This is a genomic window from Bradyrhizobium sp. GW821-FHT13H05 (assembly GCF_058804065.1).
This window is the reverse complement of the sequence record NZ_JBXAPO010000003.1, coordinates 609,643-632,461: the sequence shown is the minus strand read 5'-3', so window position 1 is coordinate 632,461 and position 22,819 is coordinate 609,643. Positions and strand designations below refer to the sequence as shown.

The 22,819-nt window shown below is 63.9% G+C and carries 25 protein-coding genes; 14 read left to right on the top strand and 11 right to left on the bottom strand.

Annotated elements, in window-relative coordinates; all coding sequences use genetic code 11:
* Window positions 1–127: 127 nt before the first annotated feature.
* Window positions 128–829, bottom strand: a complete 702-nt coding sequence (locus AC1RR3_RS11910; protein ID WP_492822611.1) for a glutathione S-transferase N-terminal domain-containing protein — start codon at window positions 827–829, stop codon at window positions 128–130.
* A 134-nt stretch (window positions 830–963) separates the two neighbouring features.
* Between AC1RR3_RS11910 and AC1RR3_RS11905 the strand changes: the two genes are divergently transcribed.
* Complete coding sequence (locus tag AC1RR3_RS11905; protein ID WP_492822609.1) at window positions 964–1,986, top strand: methionine synthase; 1,023 nt, start codon at window positions 964–966, stop codon at window positions 1,984–1,986.
* A gap of 5 nt (window positions 1,987–1,991) precedes the next feature.
* Complete coding sequence (locus AC1RR3_RS11900; protein ID WP_492822607.1) at window positions 1,992–2,219, top strand: hypothetical protein; 228 nt, start codon at window positions 1,992–1,994, stop codon at window positions 2,217–2,219.
* On the opposite strand, the gene AC1RR3_RS11895 is transcribed toward AC1RR3_RS11900, so the two are convergent.
* From AC1RR3_RS11895 to AC1RR3_RS11885, 3 genes are all read right to left on the bottom strand, one after another.
* Window positions 2,216–2,833: a hypothetical protein gene (locus AC1RR3_RS11895; RefSeq protein ID WP_492822605.1), complete on the bottom strand. Its 618-nt coding sequence runs from the start codon at window positions 2,831–2,833 to the stop codon at window positions 2,216–2,218. The genes AC1RR3_RS11900 and AC1RR3_RS11895 overlap by 4 nt on opposite strands.
* A 107-nt stretch (window positions 2,834–2,940) precedes the next feature.
* A complete protein-coding gene (gpt, locus tag AC1RR3_RS11890) occupies window positions 2,941–3,468 on the bottom strand; it encodes a xanthine phosphoribosyltransferase (protein WP_492822603.1) in 528 nt (175 codons plus the stop codon).
* A 39-nt stretch (window positions 3,469–3,507) separates the two neighbouring features.
* Window positions 3,508–4,245, bottom strand: a complete 738-nt coding sequence (locus AC1RR3_RS11885; protein ID WP_130369341.1) for a competence/damage-inducible protein A — start codon at window positions 4,243–4,245, stop codon at window positions 3,508–3,510.
* A gap of 222 nt (window positions 4,246–4,467) precedes the next feature.
* Between AC1RR3_RS11885 and AC1RR3_RS11880 the strand changes: the two genes are divergently transcribed.
* The 6 genes from AC1RR3_RS11880 to AC1RR3_RS11855 all read left to right on the top strand — a co-directional run bounded on the left by AC1RR3_RS11880 (window position 4,468) and on the right by AC1RR3_RS11855 (window position 9,939).
* The gene (locus AC1RR3_RS11880) at window positions 4,468–5,886 is read left to right on the top strand and encodes a circularly permuted type 2 ATP-grasp protein (protein WP_492822601.1); all 1,419 of its coding nucleotides are present in this window, start codon (window positions 4,468–4,470) and stop codon (window positions 5,884–5,886) included.
* Window positions 5,887–5,890: 4 nt separating this feature from the next.
* Complete coding sequence (locus tag AC1RR3_RS11875; RefSeq protein ID WP_492822599.1) at window positions 5,891–6,835, top strand: alpha-E domain-containing protein; 945 nt, start codon at window positions 5,891–5,893, stop codon at window positions 6,833–6,835.
* 67 nt (window positions 6,836–6,902) lie between these two features.
* The gene (locus AC1RR3_RS11870) at window positions 6,903–7,745 is read left to right on the top strand and encodes a transglutaminase family protein (protein ID WP_492823148.1); all 843 of its coding nucleotides are present in this window, start codon (window positions 6,903–6,905) and stop codon (window positions 7,743–7,745) included.
* Between the two features lie 94 nt (window positions 7,746–7,839).
* A complete protein-coding gene (locus AC1RR3_RS11865) occupies window positions 7,840–8,247 on the top strand; it encodes a carboxymuconolactone decarboxylase family protein (protein ID WP_492822597.1) in 408 nt (135 codons plus the stop codon).
* A 126-nt stretch (window positions 8,248–8,373) separates the two neighbouring features.
* Complete coding sequence (locus AC1RR3_RS11860; protein WP_008143132.1) at window positions 8,374–9,132, top strand: proteasome-type protease; 759 nt, start codon at window positions 8,374–8,376, stop codon at window positions 9,130–9,132.
* A 48-nt stretch (window positions 9,133–9,180) separates the two neighbouring features.
* Window positions 9,181–9,939 (top strand): SDR family oxidoreductase, encoded by a 759-nt coding sequence (locus tag AC1RR3_RS11855; RefSeq protein WP_492822595.1) that lies wholly within the window; start codon window positions 9,181–9,183, stop codon window positions 9,937–9,939.
* A gap of 210 nt (window positions 9,940–10,149) precedes the next feature.
* Here AC1RR3_RS11855 and AC1RR3_RS11850 read toward each other — a convergent pair whose 3' ends face one another.
* Window positions 10,150–11,388: an MFS transporter gene (locus tag AC1RR3_RS11850; RefSeq protein WP_492822593.1), complete on the bottom strand. Its 1,239-nt coding sequence runs from the start codon at window positions 11,386–11,388 to the stop codon at window positions 10,150–10,152.
* A 160-nt stretch (window positions 11,389–11,548) separates the two neighbouring features.
* On the opposite strand from AC1RR3_RS11850, the gene AC1RR3_RS11845 reads away from it, so the two are divergent.
* A complete protein-coding gene (locus AC1RR3_RS11845; protein WP_492822591.1) occupies window positions 11,549–12,799 on the top strand; it encodes a NupC/NupG family nucleoside CNT transporter in 1,251 nt (416 codons plus the stop codon).
* A gap of 119 nt (window positions 12,800–12,918) precedes the next feature.
* Here the strand turns inward: AC1RR3_RS11845 and AC1RR3_RS11840 are convergent, their stop codons facing one another.
* Both AC1RR3_RS11840 and AC1RR3_RS11835 read right to left on the bottom strand, forming a co-directional pair.
* The gene (locus tag AC1RR3_RS11840) at window positions 12,919–14,001 is read right to left on the bottom strand and encodes a threonine aldolase family protein (protein WP_492822589.1); all 1,083 of its coding nucleotides are present in this window, start codon (window positions 13,999–14,001) and stop codon (window positions 12,919–12,921) included.
* A 27-nt stretch (window positions 14,002–14,028) separates the two neighbouring features.
* Window positions 14,029–14,961, bottom strand: a complete 933-nt coding sequence (locus AC1RR3_RS11835; RefSeq protein ID WP_492822587.1) for an amino acid ABC transporter substrate-binding protein — start codon at window positions 14,959–14,961, stop codon at window positions 14,029–14,031.
* Between the two features lie 178 nt (window positions 14,962–15,139).
* Here AC1RR3_RS11835 and AC1RR3_RS11830 point away from each other — a divergent pair, with 178 nt between their 5' ends.
* Window positions 15,140–16,060, top strand: a complete 921-nt coding sequence (locus tag AC1RR3_RS11830) for a LysR substrate-binding domain-containing protein (protein ID WP_492822585.1) — start codon at window positions 15,140–15,142, stop codon at window positions 16,058–16,060.
* Between the two features lie 168 nt (window positions 16,061–16,228).
* Here the strand turns inward: AC1RR3_RS11830 and AC1RR3_RS11825 are convergent, their stop codons facing one another.
* Window positions 16,229–16,768, bottom strand: a complete 540-nt coding sequence (locus tag AC1RR3_RS11825) for a cupin domain-containing protein (protein WP_492822583.1) — start codon at window positions 16,766–16,768, stop codon at window positions 16,229–16,231.
* 178 nt (window positions 16,769–16,946) lie between these two features.
* A complete protein-coding gene (locus tag AC1RR3_RS11820) occupies window positions 16,947–17,234 on the bottom strand; it encodes an usg protein (protein WP_008139212.1) in 288 nt (95 codons plus the stop codon).
* Between the two features lie 403 nt (window positions 17,235–17,637).
* Between AC1RR3_RS11820 and AC1RR3_RS11815 the strand changes: the two genes are divergently transcribed.
* A complete protein-coding gene (locus AC1RR3_RS11815) occupies window positions 17,638–17,952 on the top strand; it encodes a co-chaperone GroES (RefSeq protein WP_011088371.1) in 315 nt (104 codons plus the stop codon).
* A gap of 43 nt (window positions 17,953–17,995) precedes the next feature.
* Complete coding sequence (gene groL / locus AC1RR3_RS11810; protein ID WP_492822578.1) at window positions 17,996–19,636, top strand: chaperonin GroEL; 1,641 nt, start codon at window positions 17,996–17,998, stop codon at window positions 19,634–19,636.
* 95 nt (window positions 19,637–19,731) lie between these two features.
* Here the strand turns inward: groL and lepB are convergent, their stop codons facing one another.
* Both lepB and AC1RR3_RS11800 read right to left on the bottom strand, forming a co-directional pair.
* On the bottom strand, window positions 19,732–20,478 hold the full coding sequence (lepB, locus tag AC1RR3_RS11805; RefSeq protein ID WP_492822576.1) for a signal peptidase I: 747 nt from the start codon (window positions 20,476–20,478) through the stop codon (window positions 19,732–19,734).
* A 136-nt stretch (window positions 20,479–20,614) separates the two neighbouring features.
* On the bottom strand, window positions 20,615–21,448 hold the full coding sequence (locus AC1RR3_RS11800) for a LysR family transcriptional regulator (protein ID WP_492822574.1): 834 nt from the start codon (window positions 21,446–21,448) through the stop codon (window positions 20,615–20,617).
* Window positions 21,449–21,575: 127 nt separating this feature from the next.
* Here AC1RR3_RS11800 and AC1RR3_RS11795 point away from each other — a divergent pair, with 127 nt between their 5' ends.
* Complete coding sequence (locus AC1RR3_RS11795) at window positions 21,576–22,169, top strand: cysteine hydrolase family protein (RefSeq protein WP_492822572.1); 594 nt, start codon at window positions 21,576–21,578, stop codon at window positions 22,167–22,169.
* A 12-nt stretch (window positions 22,170–22,181) separates the two neighbouring features.
* The gene (locus tag AC1RR3_RS11790; RefSeq protein ID WP_492822569.1) at window positions 22,182–22,811 is read left to right on the top strand and encodes a glutathione binding-like protein; all 630 of its coding nucleotides are present in this window, start codon (window positions 22,182–22,184) and stop codon (window positions 22,809–22,811) included.
* Window positions 22,812–22,819 lie beyond the last annotated feature (8 nt).

Here is a 22,819-nt window from a genome sequence, read left to right as displayed (position 1 = left end):
TGCGAGGAGCGACTTGTCCGCCGTAGCTCGAAGGGCGAAGGCGGAAGCGACGAAGCAATCCAGAGTCCCTCCGCGGAAAAATTCTGGATTGCTTCGCTTCGCTCGCTGACGTGGAGAGAGCGGAGGCTCACTTCTTTCCCAACACTTCCTTCGCACGCTGGCCGAACATGATCTTGCGTGATTCCTCGTCGAACGGCTCTTTCACAAATTTTCCGATCGCGAGCCCCGCCTGCACCTGCGGCCTTGCCCGCACCTCGGCATACCAGCGCTTGACGTTCGGATAGTCCTCTAACGTAAAGCCCTGCGCCTTGTGGGTCATGGTCCAGGGGAAGCAGGCGATGTCGGCGATGGAATAATCGCCGGCGACGTAAGCGCCCGTCTTGCCGAGCTGCCGGTCGAGCACGCCATAGAGCCGCGCCGCCTCGTCGCGATAGCGCTCGATCGCGTAGGGGATCTTTTCCGCCGCATAGAGCGCGAAATGGCCGTGCTGGCCGAGCATCGGGCCGAGGCCGGCCATCTGCCACATCACCCACTGGATCGTGGTGGAGCGGCCGCGCAGATCTTTGGGCAGAAAGCGACCGGTCTTTTCCGCGAGATAAATCAGGATCGCGCCGGTCTCGAACGCTGAAAAAGGAGCACCGCCGTCGGCAGGATCATGATCGACGATCGCGGGAATGCGGTTGTTCGGGGAGATCGCCAGAAACTCGGGGCTGAACTGCTCGCCGGCGCGGATGTTGACGGGCTTCACGCGATAGGGAAGCCCGAGTTCCTCCAGCATGATCGAGATTTTCCAGCCATTCGGCGTCGGCGCGTAATAGAGGTCGATCATGACCCTTCCTTTGGCCTTTCCTTTGGGCCTTCCCTGCTCGCGTCGCTGGAATAGAGAGCGACTTTTGTTGTTCTGTACCTTGACGTTAGGACATGGCAGGAAGGGGCGCAACATAACCTGCCGGGAGGGCCGCCATGCTGTTTCCAACCACGATCGCCGGCTCCTTGCCGAAGCCGGAATGGCTCGCCGAGCCCAACATGCTCTGGGCACCCTGGAAGTCTGGGGGCGACGAGCTCCTGCGCGCCAAGCGCGACGCCACGATGCTCGCCGTGAAAGTCCAGGAGGACGCCGGCATCGATATCGTCACCGAGGGTGAGCAGGCCCGGCAGCATTTCGTGCACGGCTTTCTGGAGAAGATCGAGGGTATCGATTTCGCCCACAAGGTCGAGATGGGCATCCGCAAGGACCGCTACAAGGCGATGGTGCCGCAAGTGGTCGCCCCGCTCCGCCTCAGGGGACGCGTCCATGCCGATGAGGCGCGTGTCGCCCGCACCCACACGAAGAAGAAGTTGAAATTCACCCTGCCCGGCCCGATGACCATCATCGACACCATCGCGGATCGCTACTATGGCGACCGCGTCAAGATGGCGTTTGCCTTCGCCGAATTGTTGAACGAGGAGGCCAAGGCGCTCCAGGCAGATGGCGTCGATCTCGTGCAGTTCGACGAGCCCGCCTTCAACGTCTACATGGACGAGGTCAACGATTGGGGCATCAAGGCGCTGGAGCGCGCTGCCCAAGGCCTCACCTGCGCCACCGCCGTGCACATCTGCTACGGCTACGGCATCAAGGCCAACACCGACTGGAAGGAAACCCTCGGCGCGCAATGGCGGCAGTATGAGCAGATCTTTCCGGCGATCGACGCGAGCCCGATCCAGCAGGTCGCGATCGAGTGCCGCAATTCGAAGGTGCCGCTCGACCTGCTCGCGCTGCTCAAGAACAAGATCGTGCAGGCGGGCGTGATCGACGTCGCCAGCGACACGGTCGAGACGGCCGAGGACGTCGTCAAGGTCATCGACGCGGTCTCGAAATTCGTGCCCAAGAGCAACATCATCGCCACCACCAATTGCGGCATGGCCCCGATGCGGCGCGACATTGCCGAAGCCAAGCTGATGGCGCTCGGCGCCGGCGCGGCGCTGGCACGCGAGAAGCTGGGGTAACTGTGGTGATCCGACCGGCCATCGTCATCACGGCACTCGTCGCAACCACGGCATTGGCACGCGCAGAGGATCGCTCCGTGCTCGTCAACTGCAAGGCCATGGTCGAGCGGGCGTCGAAGGATATGAATGCCGCCAGCGAGGCCGAGCTGACCCGCTGCCGCCAGGTGATCCGCGAATGGGCGCTGCGCGATGCGCGGACGACCGTCGATGAAGAGGGAAAACCGCTGCGCTAGCCGCGCGCGGTCGGGTGCAGCACCGGCTGATATCCGGCGATGATCGCGCGCAGCGTGGACGGCGGCGTCAGCAGCATCGGGCGATCGAGGGCGCGCGTCTGCGGGACATAGCCCGCGAACGACCACAGCAACGTCCTGCCCTGTGCGATCAGGAAGCATTCATCATCCTGTTGCACCATCGCGCCATCGGGCAGTTCGGCCAGCGGCATCGGCAGCGCATGCAGCCGTTTCTTGCCGCGTTCAAGGCGCTCGCGATGCAGCACGGCGTCCATTGCCTTGGCACTGACGCCGCTGACACCATTGCCCGTCTCCCAAGCCGCGCGAAAGCGCTTGGCATCATCGCGTCGGCAGAAGAAGCAGGGCCGATGTCCTGCCGCGAAGGCGGTGGCCTCGTCGAGGAAGAACAGCTCGGTCCAGCTCCGCCGCGCCATCACCGGTCGCCGCCAGCCGCGGAATTCGCAGAGACACGTGATCCAGGCTGGTGACGACCAACGCTTGTTTAACAGCGTCTTCGTCGTGGGATCATGGATGATGCCGCGATTGCCGGTGAACGTGCCGCGGTGCGGCGTGGCGATGATGTCGCCGGTCGGCGTGACGCGGTTTTGCAGGGGCATGACTGCCTCCGCCCGTCATTGCGAGCGAAGCGAAGCAATCCAGACTGCCTCCGCAGACGCATTTCTGGATTGCTTCGTCGCTTCGCTCCTCGCAATGACGGAGGAAATCACGCCGCCCCGTCGCGCAACGGCGGGTGGTAGGACAGTGCGGTGTCCCAGGGGAAGAAGATCCAGGTGTCCTGCGACACTTCCGTGATGAAGGTGTCGACCAGCGGGCGTCCCTTCGGCTTCGCGTAGACGGTGGCGAAATGTGCGTCGGGCAGCATCTCGCGCACCAGTCTGCCGGTCTTGCCGGTGTCGACGAGGTCGTCGACGATCAGCAGCCCCTTGCCGGTGCCGCCGCCGAGCTTCATCGCCTGTTCTGAAATGCCCTTCAGGACCTGAAGCTCGCCCTGCTTGTTGTGGTCGTAGCTGGCGATGCAGACCGTATCGATCACGCGCACGCCGAGCTCGCGCGCCACGATCGCCGCCGGCACAAGCCCACCGCGGGTGATCGCGATCACCGCGTGAAACGGGCCAACCTCGTTGAGCCGCCAGGTCAGCGCCCGGCAATCCCGGTGGAACTGGTCCCACGAGACCGGAAAGGCCTTGCCTGCCCGCTCCTGTGCGCTCAGTTCCGGTGCTTCGCCGCTCATCGTCCTCTCCTGCCAATCGTCGTCCGGCAGCTTTCCTAGCTACCGGGTGATGTTCAATCCTGCCAGCATTTCCTTCACCGCCGCCATCGCCGCCGCAAGCTTGTCCGCATCGCGCGAGCGCACCACCAGATTGGTGTTGGGCTTCTGCTCTTCGTCCATGAAGGGATAGCTGCCGATGATGGTATCGGGATGGGCGGCGGCGATCGCCCGCAGCGGGCTGCCGATGTCGCCCTCCCGCGCATTGGCGCGGACCGATTCGGAGAGCATGCGCACGCCCGATTTCAGCTTGGGCGAGACGATGTCCATCATCGCCTGCATGATCGAAGGCACCCCCGCCATCACGATGACATTGCCGATCTTGAAGCCGGGGGCGAGGATGGTGGCGCTCTGGATCAGCTCGGCGCCGTCGGGGATGCGGGCCATGCGCAGGCGGGCCTCGTTGAGGTCCTGCTCGCTCCAGCGCTCGCGGAAGCGGGCGACCACCTCCGGATGGTGGTCGATGCCGACGCCGAACGCCTTGGCGACGCTGTCAGCGGTAATGTCGTCATGGGTCGGCCCGATGCCGCCGGTGGTGAAGACGTAGGTGTAGCGATGCCGCAGTGCATCCAAGGCGGCGATGATGTCGGCCTCGTCGTCGGAGACGACCCGGACTTCCTTCAGGTCGATGCCGATATTGGTCAGGTATTCGGCGATGAAGCCGATATTCTTGTCCTTGGTCCGGCCGGACAGGATTTCGTCCCCAATGACCAGAATGCCCGCCGTGACGATCTCGCTCATGCCTTAAGTCCCTCACCTCTCGCGCCGACTTTGCCGAGGTAACGCGTTGAAGTCACGCGGTTTTGCTGCCGAAATAAGCAGTCCTCAGCCATTTTTTCAGGCAAGCCGCCGGCCATCCCCGGTAAATCCTGCCAGTCCATGCTTATCGCGCTGGCCCGGCCCTTGCTACCACATGAAAGTCATGCACTCTTGCCGCATGGCCACGGAGAACAGTCGGCATCTATGGCAGTCGCGTTTGATGAAATGAATATTCCCGGTGGGGACCTTCGCCCCGCCTATCAGGAGCTGGCGCGCTGGCTTAAGGAGACGCCTCCCGAGGCGCTCGAATATCGCCGCCAGGAGGCCGAGCTCCTGTTCCGCCGGATCGGCATCACCTTCGCCGTCTATGGTGATTCCGAGTCCACCGAGCGCCTGATCCCCTTCGACGTGATCCCGCGGATCATGTCGGGCAAGGAATGGGCGCTGCTGGAGAAGGGCCTGAAGCAGCGCGTCCGCGCGCTCAACATGTTCCTGCGCGACATCTACCATGGCCGCGACATCCTCCGCGCCGAGATCGTGCCCGCCGATCTGATCTTCCAGAACCCGGTATTCCGCCCGGAGATGAACGGTCAGCAGGTGCCGCACGATGTCTACGTGCACATCGCCGGCATCGACATCATCCGGGTCGACGCCGAGGACTTCATCGTGCTGGAGGACAATGCGCGTACGCCGTCCGGCGTGTCCTACATGCTGGAGAACCGCGAGATCATGATGCGGCTGTTTCCGGATCTGTTCGCCCGCCACAGGGTGGCGCCGGTCGAGCGGTATCCGGACGAACTGCTTTCCGCCTTGCGCTCGGTGGCGCCGCAGGGCGCTTCGGGCGAGCCGACGGTCGCTCTCCTCACGCCCGGCGTCTACAACTCCGCCTATTACGAGCACTCCTTCCTCGCCGACAAGCTCGGCATCGAGCTCGTTGAGGGCCGCGACCTCATCGTCAAGAACAACGAAGTCTTCATGCGCACGACGGAAGGGGTGAAACGGGTCGACGTGATCTACCGCCGCGTCGACGACGACTTCCTGGACCCCCTTACCTTCCGGCCCGACTCGGCGCTCGGCGTGCCCGGGCTGATGTCGGCCTATGCCGCCGGCAACATCACGCTCGCCAACGCCGTCGGCACCGGCATCGCCGACGACAAGGCGATCTACTCCTACATGCCGGAGATCGTGAAATTCTACCTCGGCGAGGAGCCGATCCTGAAGAACGTCCAGACCTGGCGCTGCCGCGAGCCGAAGGACCTTGCCTATGTGCTCGACCATCTCGGCGATCTCGTCGTGAAGGAAGTGCACGGCTCCGGCGGCTACGGCATGCTGATCGGCCCCGCGGCGACGAAAGCGACCATCGAGGCGTTCCGCGAAAAGCTCAAGCGCGAGCCGGAGGGCTTCATCGCGCAGCCGACGCTGGCGCTCTCGACCTGCCCGACCTGCACGGCCTCCGGCCTTGCGCCGCGTCACGTGGACCTGCGGCCGTTCGTGCTGACCGGCAGCAAGAGCACCACGATCGTGCCGGGCGGACTGACACGCGTCGCGCTGAAGGAAGGCTCCCTGGTGGTGAATTCGAGCCAGGGCGGCGGCACCAAAGACACCTGGATCCTGGACGAGTAGAGAGATGCTGTCGCGTACCGCCGAAAACCTCTACTGGCTCGCCCGCTACGTCGAACGGGCCGAATATCTCGCGCGCACCATCGATGCGACGCTGCGCGTCACCGCGCTTCCCGCCGCCTATATCGGCAAGACCAATGAATGGGACTCGGCGCTCCTGACCGCCGGCGTGGCCGCGAGCTTCTATCAGCAATATGAAGAAGCCAACGAGCACAACGTCGTCGACTACCTCTCGTTCTCTGCCGACAACCCGTCCTCGATCAGGAACTGCATCGAGGCGGCGCGGCTGAACTCGCGCTCGGTGCGCACCGCGCTCACCAGCGAGATGTGGGACACCATCAACTCGGCCTGGATCGAATTGCAGGAGGTCTGGAACAAGGGCACCTCGACCCGCGAGGATCTCGCAAAGTTCCTGCGCTTCGTGCAGGAGACCTCGCTGCGTTTCGACGGCTCGGCCTACCGGACCATGCTGCGCAACGACGCCTACTGGTTCTCGCGCCTCGGCCTGCATCTGGAGCGCGCCGACAACACTGCGCGTATTCTCGACGTGAAGTACCACGTGCTGCTGCCCGAGGAGGAGCATGTCGGCGGCCCGCTCGACTTCTATCAGTGGAGCTCGATCCTGCGCTCGGTCTCGGCGCTGACGGCCTATCACTGGGTCTATCGCGAGACGCTGAAGCCGTGGCTGGTCGCGGATCTGCTCATTCTCAACGGGACGCTGCCGCGCTCGCTGGCGAGCTGCTACGACAATCTCACGCGCAATCTCGACCAGATCGGCGTCGCCTATGGCCGCCAGGGTCCCGCCCAGCGCCACGCCCGCGGCATCCGCAACCGGCTCGAACACAGCAATATGAACGACATTTTCCAGCATGGCGTGCATGAATTCATTCAGGAATTCATCGCGGACAATTCAAGACTGGGCGAAATCATCACGAAGCAGTATTTGATCTGATACTGCCGTCATTCCGGTGCGCCCGCCGGGCGAGCCCGGAATGACGACGCCAGAACAACGGTCCACCATGCGCCTGCGAATCCAGCACACCACGACCTATCGCTACGAGCCGCCGGCCACCAGCGTGATCCAGATCCTGCGCATGACGCCGTGCAGCCATGACGGGCAGTATGTAGCGGAATGGCAAATCGACGTCTCGACCGACACCAGGCTCGACACCCACGAGGACGCGTTCGGCAACGTCACTCATGTGCTGTCCTGCGGCCCCGTCGGCGACATCAAGATCACGGCCGAGGGACTGATCGAGACCCACGATACCGGCGGCGTGCTGCGCGGCGCCGACGAGCGCTTTCCGGCCGGCATGTTCCTGCGCACGACGGAGCTGACCGAAGTCAATCCGGCGATGGCCGCAGTGGCGCGCCAGCTGCGCAGCGAGGCCGAGAGCGACACGCTCGGTTTCCTGCACACGCTGATGACGCAGATCAGCGAGCACATGACGTTCGACGAGGATCCAACCAACAGCGGCACCTCGGCGGCCGAAGCGTTCACGCTCAAGCGGGGCGTCTGCCAGGACTACGCGCACATTTTCATTGCCTGCGCCCGCACCGGCGGCGTGCCGGCGCGCTTCGTCTCCGGTCATTTCCTGCGCTCGGACGGCACGGTGCATCAGGACGCAGGCCATGCCTGGGCGGAGGCTTATGTCGACGGTCTCGGCTGGGTCGGCTTCGACCCCGCCAATTGCATCTGCACCACCGATGCCCATGTCCGCGTCGCGATCGGGCTCGATTATCTCGGTGCAGCCCCGGTGCGCGGAACCCGCTATGGCGGCGGCGCCGAGACGCTGTCGGTGGCCGTCAAGGTCGAGCAGGCCGGCCGCGGCGGGCAATCACAATCGCAGCGGCAGAGCTAGGCGCAGCCGCATCGCGCCACGAGGCGCTACCGGCCTGACGCATGAGCCGTGCTACAATCGCAGGATCCGATCAGACCCTGCGAGGTACCCCACCATGGCGACCGTGAAGCTGCTTTCGGACGAAGAACTCTCCAGCGAGGCGCGCGCCGTTTTCGACGACATCCGCAAGGTGCGGCAGTCGGATTTCGTCAACAATTTCTGGCGCGCGCTGGCGCATGATCCGAAGACGCTGCGGCGGACCTGGGAGAGCATCAAGCAGGTGATGGCGCCAGGCGCGCTCGATCCCAAGGTCAAGGAAATGCTCTATGTCGCGGTTTCGGTGGCGCATGGCTGCAACTACTGCATCCATTCGCACACCGCCGCCGCACGGGCCAAGGGCATGACCGAGGCCGAATATGGCGAGATGCTCGCCATCATCGGCATGGCCGCGGAGACGAACCGCCTGGTCACGACGCTCGGCGTCCCCGTCGATCAGGCGTTTCTCGTCGATGCCTCCGATTGAGGTGGCAATCGCAGCCGCGGAGCGCCCGGGAATGACGACCTCCCCCGGCAATCGGGGGTTTCATGCCTCCCCGAAATTGGCTACTAGTTTGGCGCCGATAAAAGCGCTCGCGTTCGGGGATGGGAAATGACCTATTGTTGCGGAATCCTGGTTCGGGACGGTCTGGTGATGATCGCCGATACCCGCACCAATGCCGGCCTCGACAATGTCTCGACCTTCCGCAAGCTGCACATCTTCTCCAAGCCCGGCGACCGCATCATGGCGATCGCCAGCGCCGGCAACCTGGCCATCAGCCAGTCGGTGCTCTCCACCCTGACTGAAGGCTTGGAGGACCCCAACACGGGCGACATCGAGACGCTGATGAACGCGCCAACCATGTTCCAGGCCGCCCAGCGCATCGGCCGGGCGATCCGGGCGGTGCATGCGACCGAGGGCCCCGCGCTGAAATCCGAGGACGTCTCGTTCGACGTGTCCTTCCTGTTCGGCGGCCAGATCAAGGGCGCGCGGATGCGCCTGTTCATGGTCTACACGGCAGGCAACTTCATCGAGTGCACCACCGACACGCCTTACCTGCAGATCGGCGAGCACAAATACGGCAAGCCGGTGCTCGACCGCGCCATGCATTACGATGTCGAGCTCTACGAGGCGCTGAAGACCGGCCTGATCTCGATGGACTCGACCATGCGCTCCAATCTCGGCGTCGGCCTGCCGATCGACGTGCTGGTGGTACGGGCCGACGCCTGCGATGCCGACCTCAACCACCGCATCGAGGCCGGCGAGCCCTATTTCCACGATCTGCGTTCGCGCTGGTCGGCGGCGTTGCGCGCCGCGCATCAGAACATTCCGCGGCCACCCTACAAGAACGAAAAAGAACCTAAAACCTGACAGCCAAAAACTTGACCAAGAACTTGAAGAGAGAAAAGGCAGGAAACGATGAGTGAAGCAAAAAAGATCGCAGTGGTGACGGGCGCCGGCACCGGTGTCGGGCGCGCGGCATCGCTGGCGCTGATGAACACCGGCTTCACCGTGGTGCTGGTCGGACGCCGGATGGAGATGCTCGAGGAGACCGCGAAGCTCGGCCCTGCCGGCAGGAGCCTGTGCGTCACCGCCGACATGACCAAGCCGGACCAGATCGCCGCGCTGTTCGACAAGGTGAAGGCGACCTATGGCCGCCTCGACGTGCTCTTCAACAATGCCGGCATGGGCGCGCCCGCCATCAACTTCGAGGATCTCAGCCTCGAGCAGTGGCAGGCTGTGGTGAACACCAACCTCACCGGCCCGTTCCTCTGCACCCAGCACGCCTTCCGCATCATGAAGGACCAGAGTCCGCGCGGCGGTCGCATCATCAACAACGGCTCGATCTCGGCGCACGCGCCGCGGCCGTTCTCGGCAGCCTACACCTCGACCAAGCATGCGATCACGGGCCTGACCAAGGCATCGAACCTTGACGGCCGTATGTACGACATCGCGGTCGGCCAGGTCGACATCGGCAATGCCGCGACCCCCATGACCGACCGCATGGCCAACGGCCCCGGCGTGCTGCAGCCCGACGGCACCACCAAGCATGAGCCGCGCATGAACGCCAAGGCGGTCGGCGATGCGGTGGCCTACATGGCCGGCCTGCCGCTCGATGCCAACGTGCTGACCATGACGGTGATGGCGACCAAGATGCCGTTCGTCGGACGCGGCTGAACTGAAAACTGCGAAAACAACCCCATGCACAGTAGGCGTCAAGGGGACGCCTATTGTTGCCGGCCGCCGGGGTGACGCGAGTTAAGTCCGCCCGCTATCTCAACAATCGTCATTGCGAGCGCAGCGAAACAATCCAGACTGTCAACTGTGGCGAGATTCTGGATTGCTTCGTCGCTTCGCTCCTCGCAATGACGGGGAGAGAGCGGTGGCCTACTCCAGACTCTCCACCTGCCGCAGGCTGGGGAACAGCTTCATCCACAGCAGCGCGACCGCGACCGTGCAGACGCCGCCGAGCACCGCCGCCGGCATGGCGCCGAGCAACGCGGCGGCCACGCCGCTTTCGAACTGGCCGAGCTGGTTCGAGGCGTTGATGAAGAGGAAGTTCACCGCGCCGACGCGGCCGCGCATCTCGTCGGGGGTGGAGAGCTGCACCAGCGAGAAGCGGATCACGACGCTGATCGTGTCGGCGGCGCCGAGAATGGCGAGCGAGAGCACCGACAGCCACATCCATGACGACAGCGCGAACACGATCGTGGCAAGGCCAAACACGATCACCGCCTGGAACATGCGCAGGCCCACATGCCTGGAGATGGCGTGGCGCGCCAGCACCATGGTCATCAAGAGCGCGCCGACCGCGGGCGCTGCGCGCAACACACCGAGCCCGACCGGACCGGTCTGAAGGATGTCGCGGGCATAGATCGGCAAGAGCGCGGTGACGCCGCCAAACAGCACCGCGAACAGATCGAGCGAGATAGTGCCGAGGATGGCGGGATTGCGGCGGATGAAGCGGACGCCGGCAAAGATATTGTCCGAGTCCGTTCCCTCTTTCGCGACCGCCTGCGGACGGGGCCGGATGAAGCCCGTCAAAATCATCCCAAAAATCCAGAACAGCAGCATCGCGGCATAGGCAAGATGCGGCGCGATCGCATAGGCAAAACCGCCGAGCGCGGGTCCGGTGATGGTCGCGACCTGCCCCGCGCCGCTCGCGACCGCGGTTGCGCGCTGGAGCGAGCCCTGCGGCGCGATCAGCGGCAACAGTGCCGCCGTGGTCGGGCTCTCGAAGGCGCCGGCAATGCCGAGCACGAAGGTTGCGATGAAGATCTGCACCTCGCTGACCGCGCCGAGATAGGTGATGATTGCGAGATAAAGGGCTGTTGCCGCCTCCACGAGCTGGCAGAGCTGGACCACGCGCTTGCGCTCAAACCGGTCGGCGGCGTGGCCGGCGACGAACACCAAAAGCGCGGTGGGCAGGAACTGGACGAGGCCAACCATGCCGAGATCGAAAGCCGAGCCGGTCAGGTCGTAGATCTGCCAGCCGATCGCGACCGCCGCAATCTGGCTGGAAAAGCGCGACAGGCTGCGCGAGAGCAGGAAGAACAGGAAGGCACGGTGTGAGAGGAGCGCACGGGCGCTGACCGGCGGATTCGCTGAAACTGGCTGCTCTGTCATCGCCTCTTGGGTCACGCTCGGACCGTCCGCCTCCTGGATGTCGCCGAGCCCCGCGTGGCTGACGCGGACCTTCTTGTCAACAGCGGGCGGCTCCGGCGCTCTTCCGGCATTGCGTTTGCAACGCACGCGCGGCCATAATCATTGGGGGTTTGGGGACATCATGCTGCGACTGCAATCGGCACTCGGCGTTTTCGCATTGCTGTTGATCGCCTGGGTGCTGAGCGAGAATCGCCGCGCGGTCTCGGCTCGCCAGGCCGCGACCGGCCTCGTTGCGACCTTCGTCACCGCGATCGTGCTGTTGAAAGTGCCCGTCGTCGCGCGTGCCTTCGGCGCCATCAACGACGCGGTCGGCGCCATCTCCGCGGCCTCGCGCGCCGGCTCCTCCTTCGTGTTCGGCTATATCGGCGGCGGCGCCCTGCCCTTCGATCTGAAGGTGCCGGGCGCCGATTTCATCCTGGCCTTCCAGGCGCTGCCGATCGTGCTGGTCATGAGCGTGCTGACGACACTGCTGTTCTATTGGCGCGTGTTGCCGCCGATCGTGCGCGGCATGGCCTGGCTGCTGGAGCGCACGCTCGGCGTCGGCGGCGCGGTCGGGCTCTCGACCGCCGCCAACATCTTTCTCGGCATGGTCGAGGCGCCGCTGTTCGTGCGGCCGTATCTGGCACAGATGTCCCGCAGCGAATTGTTTCTGGTGATGACCGGCGGCATGGCCGGCATCGCCGGCACCGTGCTGGTGCTCTATGCGACGCTGCTTGCGCCCCTCATCCCCGATGCCGCCGCGCATTTCGTCATCGCTTCGGTGCTGGGCGCACCGGCTGCGATCCTCGTCAGCCTGATCATGGTGCCCGAGACGAGTGACAAGCGCACCGGCGGCGCGCTGGAGGATCCCGAGATGGAGGTCTCCGGCACGATGGACGCGATCGTGAAAGGCACCGGTGCGGGGATCGAGCTGCTGATCAACATCGTCGCGATGCTGCTGGTGCTGGTGGCGCTGGTCTATCTCGTCAACGCCATGCTGGGCTTGCTGCCGAACATTGGCGGCGCGGCGATCTCGCTACAGCGCCTGCTTGGGCTGGTGATGGCGCCGGTATGCTGGCTGATGGGATTGCCCTGGGATCAGGCAGTCACTGCCGGCAGCCTGATGGGCACGAAAACCGTCCTCAACGAATTGATCGCCTATGTCGACTTCTCAAAGCTGCCGCCCGATACGCTCGATCCGCGCTCGCGCCTGATCATGCTCTACGCGATGTGCGGCTTCGCCAACTTCGCCAGCCTCGGCATCATGATCGGCGGCCTCGGCGTCATGGCGCCGGAGCGGCGCGAGGAGATCAACGCGCTGGGGCTGAAGTCGATCGTGTCGGGCACGCTGACGACGTGTTTGATGGGGGCGGTGGTGGGGGTGTTGACGTAAATCTCTCCGCCGTCATTGCGAGCGCAGCGAAGCAATCCAGAAATACATTCGCGGAGACAATCTGGATTGCTTCGCTACGCTCGCAATGACGGGGAGAGAGCCGTAGCCCCCTCGCCAAGTCAGCGGATGCCCTGAGCCAAATCTGCAGCCACGGTCCGAAATGCCACGATCGCACGATCAATATCCGCATCGTCGATATGGCGATGGGTCACGCAGCGCAATCGCTGCTTGCCCCAGGGTCTCGCCTTCACGCCTGCCCTCTCCAGAGCCTCCGACCATTTGGTGCTGTCGCGTCCGGAGAGTGAGACGTCGACCTGCACGATATTCGTCCGCGGGATTGTCGCGCTCAGCTTTGGATGCATCCCGTTCAATGCATCACTCAGGGCTCGTGCACGCCGGTGGTCCTCGCCCAGACGCGCACCCATGACCTGAACGGCCTCAAGGCCGGCGGCGGCCAGGACGCCGATCTGGCGCTGCGTGCCTCCCAGCATGCGGCGAAACCTGCGGCTCCGGTCGATCACGGCGCGCGGCCCGGCGAGCACGGCCCCGGCGGGTGCGCTCAGGCCCTTCGACAGACACAGGGAGACCGTGTCGCAATGGCTCGCGACCTCCGCCGGCGTCGTTTCAAGGGCGACCGCGGCGTTGAAGAGCCGCGCGCCGTCGAGATGCACCGGGATGCCGCGGGCCGCAGCCATGGCGTGCACGGCCTGCATATGCGCCAACGGCAGCACGGCGCCGCTCGCGTTGTTGTGCGAGGTTTCCATCGCGACCATGGCGGTCCTGAGCTTGAGCCCTTCGCCCTGCAAGGCGTCTTCCAGCAAATTCAGGTCCATCGCGCCGTCGGTGCCGGCAATGGCGAGGTAGAACTGTCCTGTAAACGTCGCCGCCCCTCGTTCGGAGACGTACATATGGGCATTCGCTTCCAACGCGATCTGTTCACTGCGCTGCGACTGCGCCAGCGTCGCGAGCAGATTGGCCATGGTGCAGCTCGGCACAAACAAGCCGGCGTCCTTGCCCAACGCCGCGGCCGCGACGGCCTCCAGCTCCCTTGCCGTGGGGTCACCGTCCAGCCCGTCATCACCAAGCGGCGCCGAAGCCATGCGGGCATACATCGCCTCGGTCGGCTTGGTCACCGTATCGCTGCGAAGGTCGATGGGCGGCAACCCGGCGCCTGCCGGGTTCGTCTCGTGTTGATGTGCCATTGCGGACCCTCTCAAGCGCCTGGCGCTTCATTCGTAGGCTGCGGGATCGCCGGAATCGGTCGGGTTGGCCAGCGCCCGCTTGAGGGCGGCGCTCATCGGAAATTTCAGGTTGAGACCATGCGGCGGGATCGGTGAATTGAAATATTTGTCGTAGAGCGCCGCAATCTGTCCGCTCTTCATCATGTCGATCACGGCCTCGTCGACGACCTTCTTGAAAGCAGGATCATCCTTGGGTTCGACGATGCCGTAAGGCGCCGTCTCGAGCCCCTTGCTGCCGATCACGAAGTCATCCGGCGTCCTTGACGTGGCAACCGTGGCGTAGGCGAGACCGTCATCGTTGGCGGTGCCGGCCACCCGGCCGGTCGACAGCATCAGGAAGGTCTCGGCGGTGTCCTTGCCCGGCACGACCGTGATACCAAGATTGTTCTTGGCGTTGATCAGCGTAATCACCTTGAAAGTCTGGCCGCCGGCCTGGGCGGCGATCGCCTTGCCGCGAAACGAATTCGGGTCGTTGACATCGACCCCGCCATCCCTCCGCGCGACGAGAACGACCTGCGCAACGAAAGTGGTCGGAGCAAAGGCGACGAGTTTATGGCGCTCGATATTATTGGTCGTGTTGCCGCATTCGAGATCGATCGTGCCGTTGGCGAGCAGCTGAATACGTGTGGCCGAAGTTATGGGAGCATAGCGAATCTCGAGCTTGGGGAGCTTGAGGGCCGCCTTGATCGACTGCACCACCTGTTCGCAGATTTCCACGCTGTAGCCGATGGGCTTCTGGTTGGCGTCAAGATAGGCGAAGGGCACCGAGGTCTCGGGGTATCCCAATGTGATCGAGCCGTTCTCACGGATCTTGTCCAGCCTGCCCGCCCCCTGGGCCACGGCCTCGCTGGACAGAAGAACGACAGCGACGGTCGCCTTGGCGAATAGCTTGGCGAGTGCCTTGATCGTTGTCGCTTTCATGTCGTCCCTCTCTTGGCGAATCTCTTGACGAATCTCTTGGCAAATGTCCGTGACGCCATCCGCGGCGGGTGAGCAACGACGGGACACCTCGATGCGAACGGATTGATGCTCTGGACTATCGTCCAAAAGCCCGATCAGATGGAAATTCCAGTTTCACACTCTCCTATACGGATTTGATATGGCCACCAGACGCATGGGCTTGAAGCATGTGGAGGCTTTTCGCGCAGTCTTCGTGACGGGATCGATGACGCAGGCGGCTCAGCGCATGCACACCTCGCAGCCCCAGATCAGCCGCCTGATCGGACAGCTGGAGGCGATCACGCAATTCCCGCTGTTCGACCGCAGTGGCGGCCGCCTCCGCCCGACCGTGGACGGATCGCGCTTCTTCCAGGAGGTCGAGAAGACTTTCATCGGCCTGGCCGGACTGGAGGCCAGCGCAGCCAGCATCCGCTCGTTCGGCATGGGGCGGCTAAGCGTTGCGGCGATGCCGCGCCTGGCTGGCGGCCTGCTGACGCGCATCGCGGCGCGCTTCAAAGTGGACTATCCGCATGTGATGGTCTCGATCCGATCCGGCACGGCGAGCGCCGTGCACGACTGGGTCAGTTCCGGGCTTTGCGACATGGGGCTGGCCATGCTCTACGACGAGGTTGCGGGGGTGCATGTCGAGCCGGTGCTCAAGACACGCTGCGTCGCGATCATGCCAAAGGGGCATCGTCTTGCGCAGAAGAAGACGCTGCGCGCTGCCGATTTTGCCGACGAGGCCTTCATCTCCTTCGCCACCGGCAGCCCGCTCTACGATCGTATCGATACCATCTTCGCGCAGGCGGGCGTCACGCGCCGCATCGTTGCCGAGACCGATCTTGGCGCATCGGTCTGCGCCCTGGTCGCGGCGGATCTCGGCATCAGCATTATCAACCCGATCGCCGCGCATGACGAAAGCACCGGCGCGGCTCTGATCACGCGTCCCTTCAATCCGGCTGTCCCCGTCACGATCGCGCTGCTCTATCCACCCTACGCGGCGCGCGGCCGGTTGATCGATGTCTTTGGCGAATATGCTCGCAAGATCATGAGCGAAGAACTGGGCTATCTCGAGCGGTAATCGGCCAGTGCAATCCGGGGGCTGTTGGCTGCCGTAGCCCGGATGGAGCGAAGCGCAATCCGGGCTACAGGAGCCCGTCATTGCGAGCGCAGCAGAGCAATCCAGAATCTTTCCCCAGTGACAGCCTGGATTGCTTTGCTGCGCTCGCATTGCCGACGGCGAGATCACCTACGCCTTCAACTCAACCGTCTTGAACTCCGCCGGCAAAATCACTTCCAGCAGTTCGACGTCATCCGAATAGTCCAGGATCATGTGCTTGATCTTCGGCGGCTGGGTCCAGGCGCTGCCTTCTTTCATCAGCGTCTCGCCCTGCCCGTCCATGTAGGTCTTCACCCAGCCCTTGAGGACGTAGACCATCTGGAAGTCGACATCATGGAAGTGCAGCTTCGACACTTCATGCGGATCGCAGGGGCCTTGCAGGCGGATCACGTGGGCCTGTGCCAAGCCATGCGAAGCTTCGGCAATACCGAGGTCGCGGTATTTTGCGTACGTGCGAAGACCGTCGGCCTTGAAGTCTTCCTCGCGGTGATGGCTGATGGCGATGCGCTGCCTGGGACGGGCGGGCTTTTTCGCCGCTGATTTGGCCGGCGTTTTGCTTGCCTTCGATTTCACGACCTTGCGCGCAACGGGTCGCACGGCGACCTTGGCTCCGCTCCGCTTCTTCACCGCGACTTGCACTGCGCTGCGCGATTTCACCTTCTTGGCCATGCGCGGCCTCCCCTGTTGTTATGGGAGGAGGCTAGCACGGAATGCGCGTTCGTAGGGTGGGTTAGCGTCAGCGTAACCCACCATGCATCCGCAAGCGCGGAGCGAAGTTGGTGGATTGCGCCCAGCGGTTTGCGCTTCGCGCAATCCGCGGGGCTAATCCACCCCACGAAATCCCGCCTCAATGCAGCCGGAACACGCCATCCACGGCGCGCAGCTCGGCCGGCTTGATCAGCTTGGAGTGCGCGACGGTCACCGAGTAGAGCGGACCGTCGAGCTTCTCCTGCCAGAACGCCAGGAAATCCTTCAGCGCCGGAAATTTCGGGAAGAGATCGTAGTTCTGCCAGACATAGGTCTGAAGCAGCGAGGGATGATCCGGCATCCGGTAGAGGATTTCCGCCGTCGTCAGCCCGTAACCCAACACCTGTTTCCGGAAGTCGTCGGAAACAACCCCAACCCGCGAGACCATGCCAACCTCCTTTGCAGGAGCGCATATTCAAGGGGTGGCTTTCCGGTACGCTGCTTACGAGCCACCCGGTGGAGATGCGCTCACATGAGAGAAATGTGACGCAAACTGACAATCCATCTCAAGCCCAAAAGTTTAACAAGCTGTTGAAATTCAATGCGTTAGCAGCAGACATGACTCCGTGCTAATACGGTCCCCCAAGGGGGCCTCGAAGAGGCCCTCCGAGGCGGTTAACGATGGTAAAGGAAACTGGCAGACGGCGCTTTCGAGTGCTTATTTTTCTGCTAGAAGCCCTTGCCCCCGCAAATATCCTGGCTTATTTGAGCTTCACCCGCATTGGCACTCGCGGGTATCGATTGCTAACACCCTTAAAACATCAATCTGAGCAAATGCTTAGGAGGACTGCATGAAATTCCGTCCGCTTCACGACCGCGTCGTGGTCAAGCGCATCGACGCAGAAGAGAAGACCGCTGGCGGCATCATCATTCCCGACACTGCCAAGGAAAAGCCTTCGCAGGGCGAAGTCGTCGCCGTCGGCCCTGGTGGCCGCGACGAAGCCGGCAAGCTGATCCCGATCGACCTGAAGGTCGGCGACCGCGTGCTGTTCGGCAAGTGGTCCGGCACTGAGGTCAAGATCGACAGCGTCGATCTCTTGATCATGAAGGAAAGCGACATCATGGGCGTCCTCGACGTCCCCGCTTCCAAGAAGAAGGCGGCCTAAGAGCCCCCTCTCTCTCCCAGCTAACACCTAAGGAAAAATCCAGATGGCAGCTAAAGAAGTCAAATTCTCCGTCGATGCGCGCGACAAGATGCTTCGCGGCGTCGACATCCTCGCCAATGCGGTGAAGGTCACGCTCGGCCCGAAGGGCCGCAACGTCGTGCTCGACAAGTCGTTCGGCGCTCCCCGCATCACCAAGGACGGCGTCACCGTCGCCAAGGAGATCGAGCTCGAGGACAAGTTCGAGAACATGGGCGCGCAGATGGTGCGCGAAGTCGCCTCCAAGTCCGCTGACGCGGCCGGCGACGGCACCACCACCGCCACCGTGCTGGCCCAGGCGATCGTGCGCGAAGGCGCCAAGTCAGTTGCCGCCGGCATGAACCCGATGGACCTCAAGCGCGGTATCGACCTCGCGGTCGAGGCCGTCGTTGCGGACCTCGTCAAGAACTCCAAGAAGGTCACCTCGAACGAAGAGATCGCCCAGGTCGGCACCATCTCGGCGAACGGCGACCAGGAGATCGGCAAGTTCCTGTCCGACGCCATGAAGAAGGTCGGCAACGAGGGTGTCATCACCGTCGAGGAAGCCAAGTCGCTCGAGACCGAACTCGACGTCGTCGAGGGCATGCAGTTCGACCGCGGCTACATCTCGCCCTACTTCGTCACCAACGCCGACAAGATGCGCGTTGAGATGGACGACGCCTACATCCTCATCAACGAGAAGAAGCTCTCCTCGCTGAACGAGCTGCTTCCGCTGCTCGAGGCCGTGGTGCAGACCGGCAAGCCGCTGGTCATCGTCGCCGAGGACGTCGAAGGCGAAGCCCTCGCCACCCTCGTCGTCAACCGCCTCCGTGGCGGCCTGAAGGTCGCGGCCGTCAAGGCTCCGGGCTTCGGCGATCGCCGCAAGGCCATGCTGCAGGACATCGCGATCCTGACCGGCGGCCAGGCGATCTCGGAAGATCTCGGCATCAAGCTCGAGAACGTCACGCTCAACATGCTCGGTCGCGCCAAGAAGGTGATGATCGACAAGGAGAACACCACGATCGTCAACGGCGCCGGCAAGAAGGCCGACATCGAGGCGCGCGTGTCGCAGATCAAGGCGCAGATCGAGGAAACCACCTCGGACTACGACCGTGAGAAGCTCCAGGAGCGTCTCGCCAAGCTCGCAGGCGGCGTCGCGGTGATCCGCGTCGGCGGCGCGACCGAGGTCGAGGTGAAGGAGCGCAAGGATCGCGTTGATGACGCGATGCACGCGACCCGCGCTGCGGTCGAGGAAGGCATCGTCCCGGGCGGCGGCGTCGCCCTGCTCCGTGCTTCCGAGCAGCTCAAGGGCCTGCGCACCAAGAACGACGACCAGAAGACCGGCGTCGAGATCGTGCGCAAGGCGCTGTCGGCTCCCGCTCGCCAGATCGCGATCAATGCCGGCGAAGACGGCTCCGTGATCGTCGGCAAGGTGCTGGAGAACAAGTCGTACGCCTACGGCTTCGACTCCCAGACCGGTGAATACGGCGACCTCGTCAAGAAGGGCATCATCGACCCGACCAAGGTGGTCCGTACCGCGATCCAGAACGCAGCCTCGGTTGCCGCGCTCCTGATCACCACGGAAGCCATGGTTGCCGAGCTGCCCAAGAAGGGCGGCGCCGGCCCCGCGATGCCCCCGGGCGGCGGCATGGGCGGCATGGACTTCTAAGGTCCAACGACCTCAAGGACTACGAAACCCCGGCAGCGATGCCGGGGTTTTTGTTTTGTTCATCAACTTCGTAGCCCGGAATGACGGTGCCGCCTTCACCACACCTTCCCCATCCGCTCGCCGCGCAGCCGGCCGTCGGGATCGAGCGACCAGAAGATCCGCGTCACCTTGCCGACGAGATTGTCCATCGGGATGAAGCCGACCGCGGACATCAGGCGGCTGTCGGTGGAGTTGTCGCGGTTGTCGCCGAGCGCGAAGAAATGCCCCGGCGGCACCGTGAAGACGCTGGTGTTGTCGAGAAAGCCGTTATCGATGCAGTCGTACGTCAAGTAGCTCGCGCCGTTCGGCAGCGTCTCGCGCCAGCGCTTCGCCTTTGCGCCGTCGTCCGCCCCGCAGGCCGAGCCGGCGTAGACGTCCTTCAGAGCCACGCGCGTCACCGGCCGGTCGTTGAGGATGAGCTGCCCCTGCCGCATCTGGATGCGGTCGCCAGGCAGGCCGACCACACGCTTGACGTAGTCGACCGAAATGTCCTTCGGCAGTCGGAACACGACGACGTCGCCGTAATCAGGATCGGCGGCAAAGATGCGGCCCGACATCCAGGACGGCGCGAGCGGGAAGGAATAGCGGTCGTAGCCGTAGGCATATTTCGCGGCAAAGACATAGTCGCCGACCATCAGCGTCGGCACCATCGAGTTCGAGGGGATGTTGAACGGCTGATACAGGAAGGAGCGAAACAGGAACGGCGGCGACCACAGCACCGGCACCAGCAGGATCAGGATGACGATCGCCTTCCATTCCCGCGATTGCGCCGAGGGGCGGCTCGTTTGCTCAAGAGTGGTCATGCGCCTGCCTGATCGAAACCATGATCGTCATCGCGAGCTTACGCAACCTTTGCGCGCGCGCAATCCCCTCTGGGCCCCTCTCGATCGGCCGGGCGACGAAAATCGTCATGGAGTTTCGGACGACTGAGTCGCGACGTCAATTCCGCGACATGTCCTGGAAACACGCCCTCACCCAGTCGATCGTCACGCGCGTTGCCGCGTCGCGCTTGAGGTGGTTTTGCACGAGCAGCCAGGCATCGCGCCGCTTCGGCAGCAACATGGCGCGCAGGCGGCGATCGCCGAGCAAGTCCGCGCAAACATGCTCCGGCAACACGCCGGCGGCCTGATGCGCGCGGATCAGGCTACGGATGACGCGAACATTGTCGGTGACGCAGCGTGCGCGCGCTTTCATCGTGCGCAGGAACTGCATCTCGGGAATGGCGCCGAGCTCGTCCGGATAGGCGCACAGCATCGGCTCGCCTTCGGTCGCAACGGGCTCGAAATAATAGAGCTTGATGTCACCGAGCCTGGAGATCGCGAAGTCGCCCTTGTCGGGCTTGCGCAGGCGGATGGCGAGATCGGCCTCCCAGCGCGAGAATCTGACGTTCTCGCTCGAGGTGAGGAATTGCAGCGTCAGGCCGGGATGAGCGCGCAGGAAGTCGCTCGCGCGCGGCGACAGCACCTCCTCGGCGACCGTGTTGGTCGAGGCGATGCGCAGGCGTCCCACCAGACCTGCCAGGCTCGCGCCAACGCGACCGATCTCGGCGGCATGCTCGGCCATCGCCTCGACATGCGCCAGCACCGCTTCGCAACTCCGCGTCGGCCTGCGGACACCGTCGGCGGCCTCGAACAGACGCAAACCAAGCGCACGCTCGATGCGCGACAGCCTGCGCCCGACCGTGGTCTCGTCGATGCGCAGCCGCGCGCTGGCGCCGGCATAGGTGCCCTCGTCCCTGACGGCAGCGATGATGCGCAGATCGTCCCAGTTCATGGCGTGAGGTTATACCGGCCGGCAGATGCCTGCAATATTGCAGCCACCCGCTGCAATATCCCTGCATATCGGCAGGCACTCCCGGGGCTATGTTTGCGGCACCTTTTGCCCGGAGATGTCCAAGACCATGACGACCGCAAAGACCCTGCTGCAGCTCGCCGGCGCCGATCTCACCCCGCCGCGTCTTGGCGCCGCCGCGCTGGTGCTGATCGATATCCAGAACGAATATCTCGCAGGCCCTCTCGCCTTGCCCGACGCGGGGCCCGCCATCGCCCGGGCGGCCGCGCTGCTGGCACGGGCCCGCGACAGCGGAGCCGCGATCATCCATATCGCCCATCGCGGCAAGGCCGGGGGCCTGTTCGATCGCGGCACTGAGCGCGGCGCCATCGTCGCCGAGCTTCAGCCCCGTGCCGGCGAGCTGGTGATCGAGAAGGAGTTGCCGAATGCGTTTGCCGGCACTGATTTGCAGGCGCGCCTTGCGGCGACCGACAGGAAGAACCTCGTACTGGCCGGCTTCATGACGCATATGTGCGTCAGCTCCACGGCGCGCGCCGCGCTCGACCTCGGCTTTCGCACCACGATCGATGCCGATTCCTGCGCCACGCGCGACCTGCCCGACGGCCGCGGCGGCACGCTCGACGCCCGGACCATCCACGAGGTTGCACTCGCCGAGCTATCCGACCGCTTCGCGATCATCGCGCGCGGCGATGCCCTGAAATAACGGAGCAATGCGATGCTGCAGCTTTATTTCTCGCCGATGGCCTGCTCGCTTGCGAGCCGCATCGCGCTGATGGAAGCGGGCCTGGATGCGCGCTATCATATGGTGCATCTCCGGACCAAACAGGTCGTGGACGACGACAGCGATTTCCGCGGCGTGTCACCAAAGGGCGCGGTGCCGGTCCTGGTGCTGGAGAACGGCGAGCGGCTGACCGAGTGCGCGGCGGTGCTGCAATACATCGCCGATCTCAAGCCGGAGACGGGCCTTGCACCCCGCTTCGGCGATTCTGACCGTTATCGCCTGCAGGAATGGCTGAGCTTCGTCGGTGCCGAGATCCACAAGGCGTTCCTGTTTCCGACCTTCTGGTACAAGGACGATGGCTCACTCGCCAAGCCGCGCGCGAGGATCACAGAGACATTGTCGGTGCCCGCAGCGCATCTGGCGGACCGTGAATTCCTGGTCGGCAACAGCTTCACCGTTGCGGATGCCCATCTCGCCTGGGCCCTGCTGCTGCTCCGTCCCGCGGGCGTCGACATCGCGCAATGGCCATCGCTGTCGGCCTATCTCGAACGCATGCAGGCACGGCCGACCGTGCGGGAAGCGATCGCCACCGAACTGGCGTTACGTAAGACCCTGGCGGCGTGACAGGATGT

Coding starts and splice junctions, on each gene's coding strand:
- AC1RR3_RS11910 (WP_492822611.1), bottom strand. CDS start 829: ATGATCGACCTCTATTACGCGCCGACGCCGAATGGCTGGAAAATCTCG.
- AC1RR3_RS11905 (WP_492822609.1), top strand. CDS start 964: ATGCTGTTTCCAACCACGATCGCCGGCTCCTTGCCGAAGCCGGAATGG.
- AC1RR3_RS11895 (WP_492822605.1), bottom strand. CDS start 2,833: ATGCCCCTGCAAAACCGCGTCACGCCGACCGGCGACATCATCGCCACG.
- gpt (WP_492822603.1), bottom strand. CDS start 3,468: ATGAGCGGCGAAGCACCGGAACTGAGCGCACAGGAGCGGGCAGGCAAG.
- AC1RR3_RS11885 (WP_130369341.1), bottom strand. CDS start 4,245: ATGAGCGAGATCGTCACGGCGGGCATTCTGGTCATTGGGGACGAAATC.
- AC1RR3_RS11880 (WP_492822601.1), top strand. CDS start 4,468: ATGGCAGTCGCGTTTGATGAAATGAATATTCCCGGTGGGGACCTTCGC.
- AC1RR3_RS11875 (WP_492822599.1), top strand. CDS start 5,891: ATGCTGTCGCGTACCGCCGAAAACCTCTACTGGCTCGCCCGCTACGTC.
- AC1RR3_RS11870 (WP_492823148.1), top strand. CDS start 6,903: ATGCGCCTGCGAATCCAGCACACCACGACCTATCGCTACGAGCCGCCG.
- AC1RR3_RS11865 (WP_492822597.1), top strand. CDS start 7,840: ATGGCGACCGTGAAGCTGCTTTCGGACGAAGAACTCTCCAGCGAGGCG.
- AC1RR3_RS11860 (WP_008143132.1), top strand. CDS start 8,374: ATGACCTATTGTTGCGGAATCCTGGTTCGGGACGGTCTGGTGATGATC.
- AC1RR3_RS11855 (WP_492822595.1), top strand. CDS start 9,181: ATGAGTGAAGCAAAAAAGATCGCAGTGGTGACGGGCGCCGGCACCGGT.
- AC1RR3_RS11850 (WP_492822593.1), bottom strand. CDS start 11,388: ATGACAGAGCAGCCAGTTTCAGCGAATCCGCCGGTCAGCGCCCGTGCG.
- AC1RR3_RS11845 (WP_492822591.1), top strand. CDS start 11,549: ATGCTGCGACTGCAATCGGCACTCGGCGTTTTCGCATTGCTGTTGATC.
- AC1RR3_RS11840 (WP_492822589.1), bottom strand. CDS start 14,001: ATGGCACATCAACACGAGACGAACCCGGCAGGCGCCGGGTTGCCGCCC.
- AC1RR3_RS11835 (WP_492822587.1), bottom strand. CDS start 14,961: ATGAAAGCGACAACGATCAAGGCACTCGCCAAGCTATTCGCCAAGGCG.
- AC1RR3_RS11830 (WP_492822585.1), top strand. CDS start 15,140: ATGGCCACCAGACGCATGGGCTTGAAGCATGTGGAGGCTTTTCGCGCA.
- AC1RR3_RS11825 (WP_492822583.1), bottom strand. CDS start 16,768: ATGGCCAAGAAGGTGAAATCGCGCAGCGCAGTGCAAGTCGCGGTGAAG.
- AC1RR3_RS11820 (WP_008139212.1), bottom strand. CDS start 17,234: ATGGTCTCGCGGGTTGGGGTTGTTTCCGACGACTTCCGGAAACAGGTG.
- AC1RR3_RS11815 (WP_011088371.1), top strand. CDS start 17,638: ATGAAATTCCGTCCGCTTCACGACCGCGTCGTGGTCAAGCGCATCGAC.
- groL (WP_492822578.1), top strand. CDS start 17,996: ATGGCAGCTAAAGAAGTCAAATTCTCCGTCGATGCGCGCGACAAGATG.
- lepB (WP_492822576.1), bottom strand. CDS start 20,478: ATGACCACTCTTGAGCAAACGAGCCGCCCCTCGGCGCAATCGCGGGAA.
- AC1RR3_RS11800 (WP_492822574.1), bottom strand. CDS start 21,448: ATGAACTGGGACGATCTGCGCATCATCGCTGCCGTCAGGGACGAGGGC.
- AC1RR3_RS11795 (WP_492822572.1), top strand. CDS start 21,576: ATGACGACCGCAAAGACCCTGCTGCAGCTCGCCGGCGCCGATCTCACC.
- AC1RR3_RS11790 (WP_492822569.1), top strand. CDS start 22,182: ATGCTGCAGCTTTATTTCTCGCCGATGGCCTGCTCGCTTGCGAGCCGC.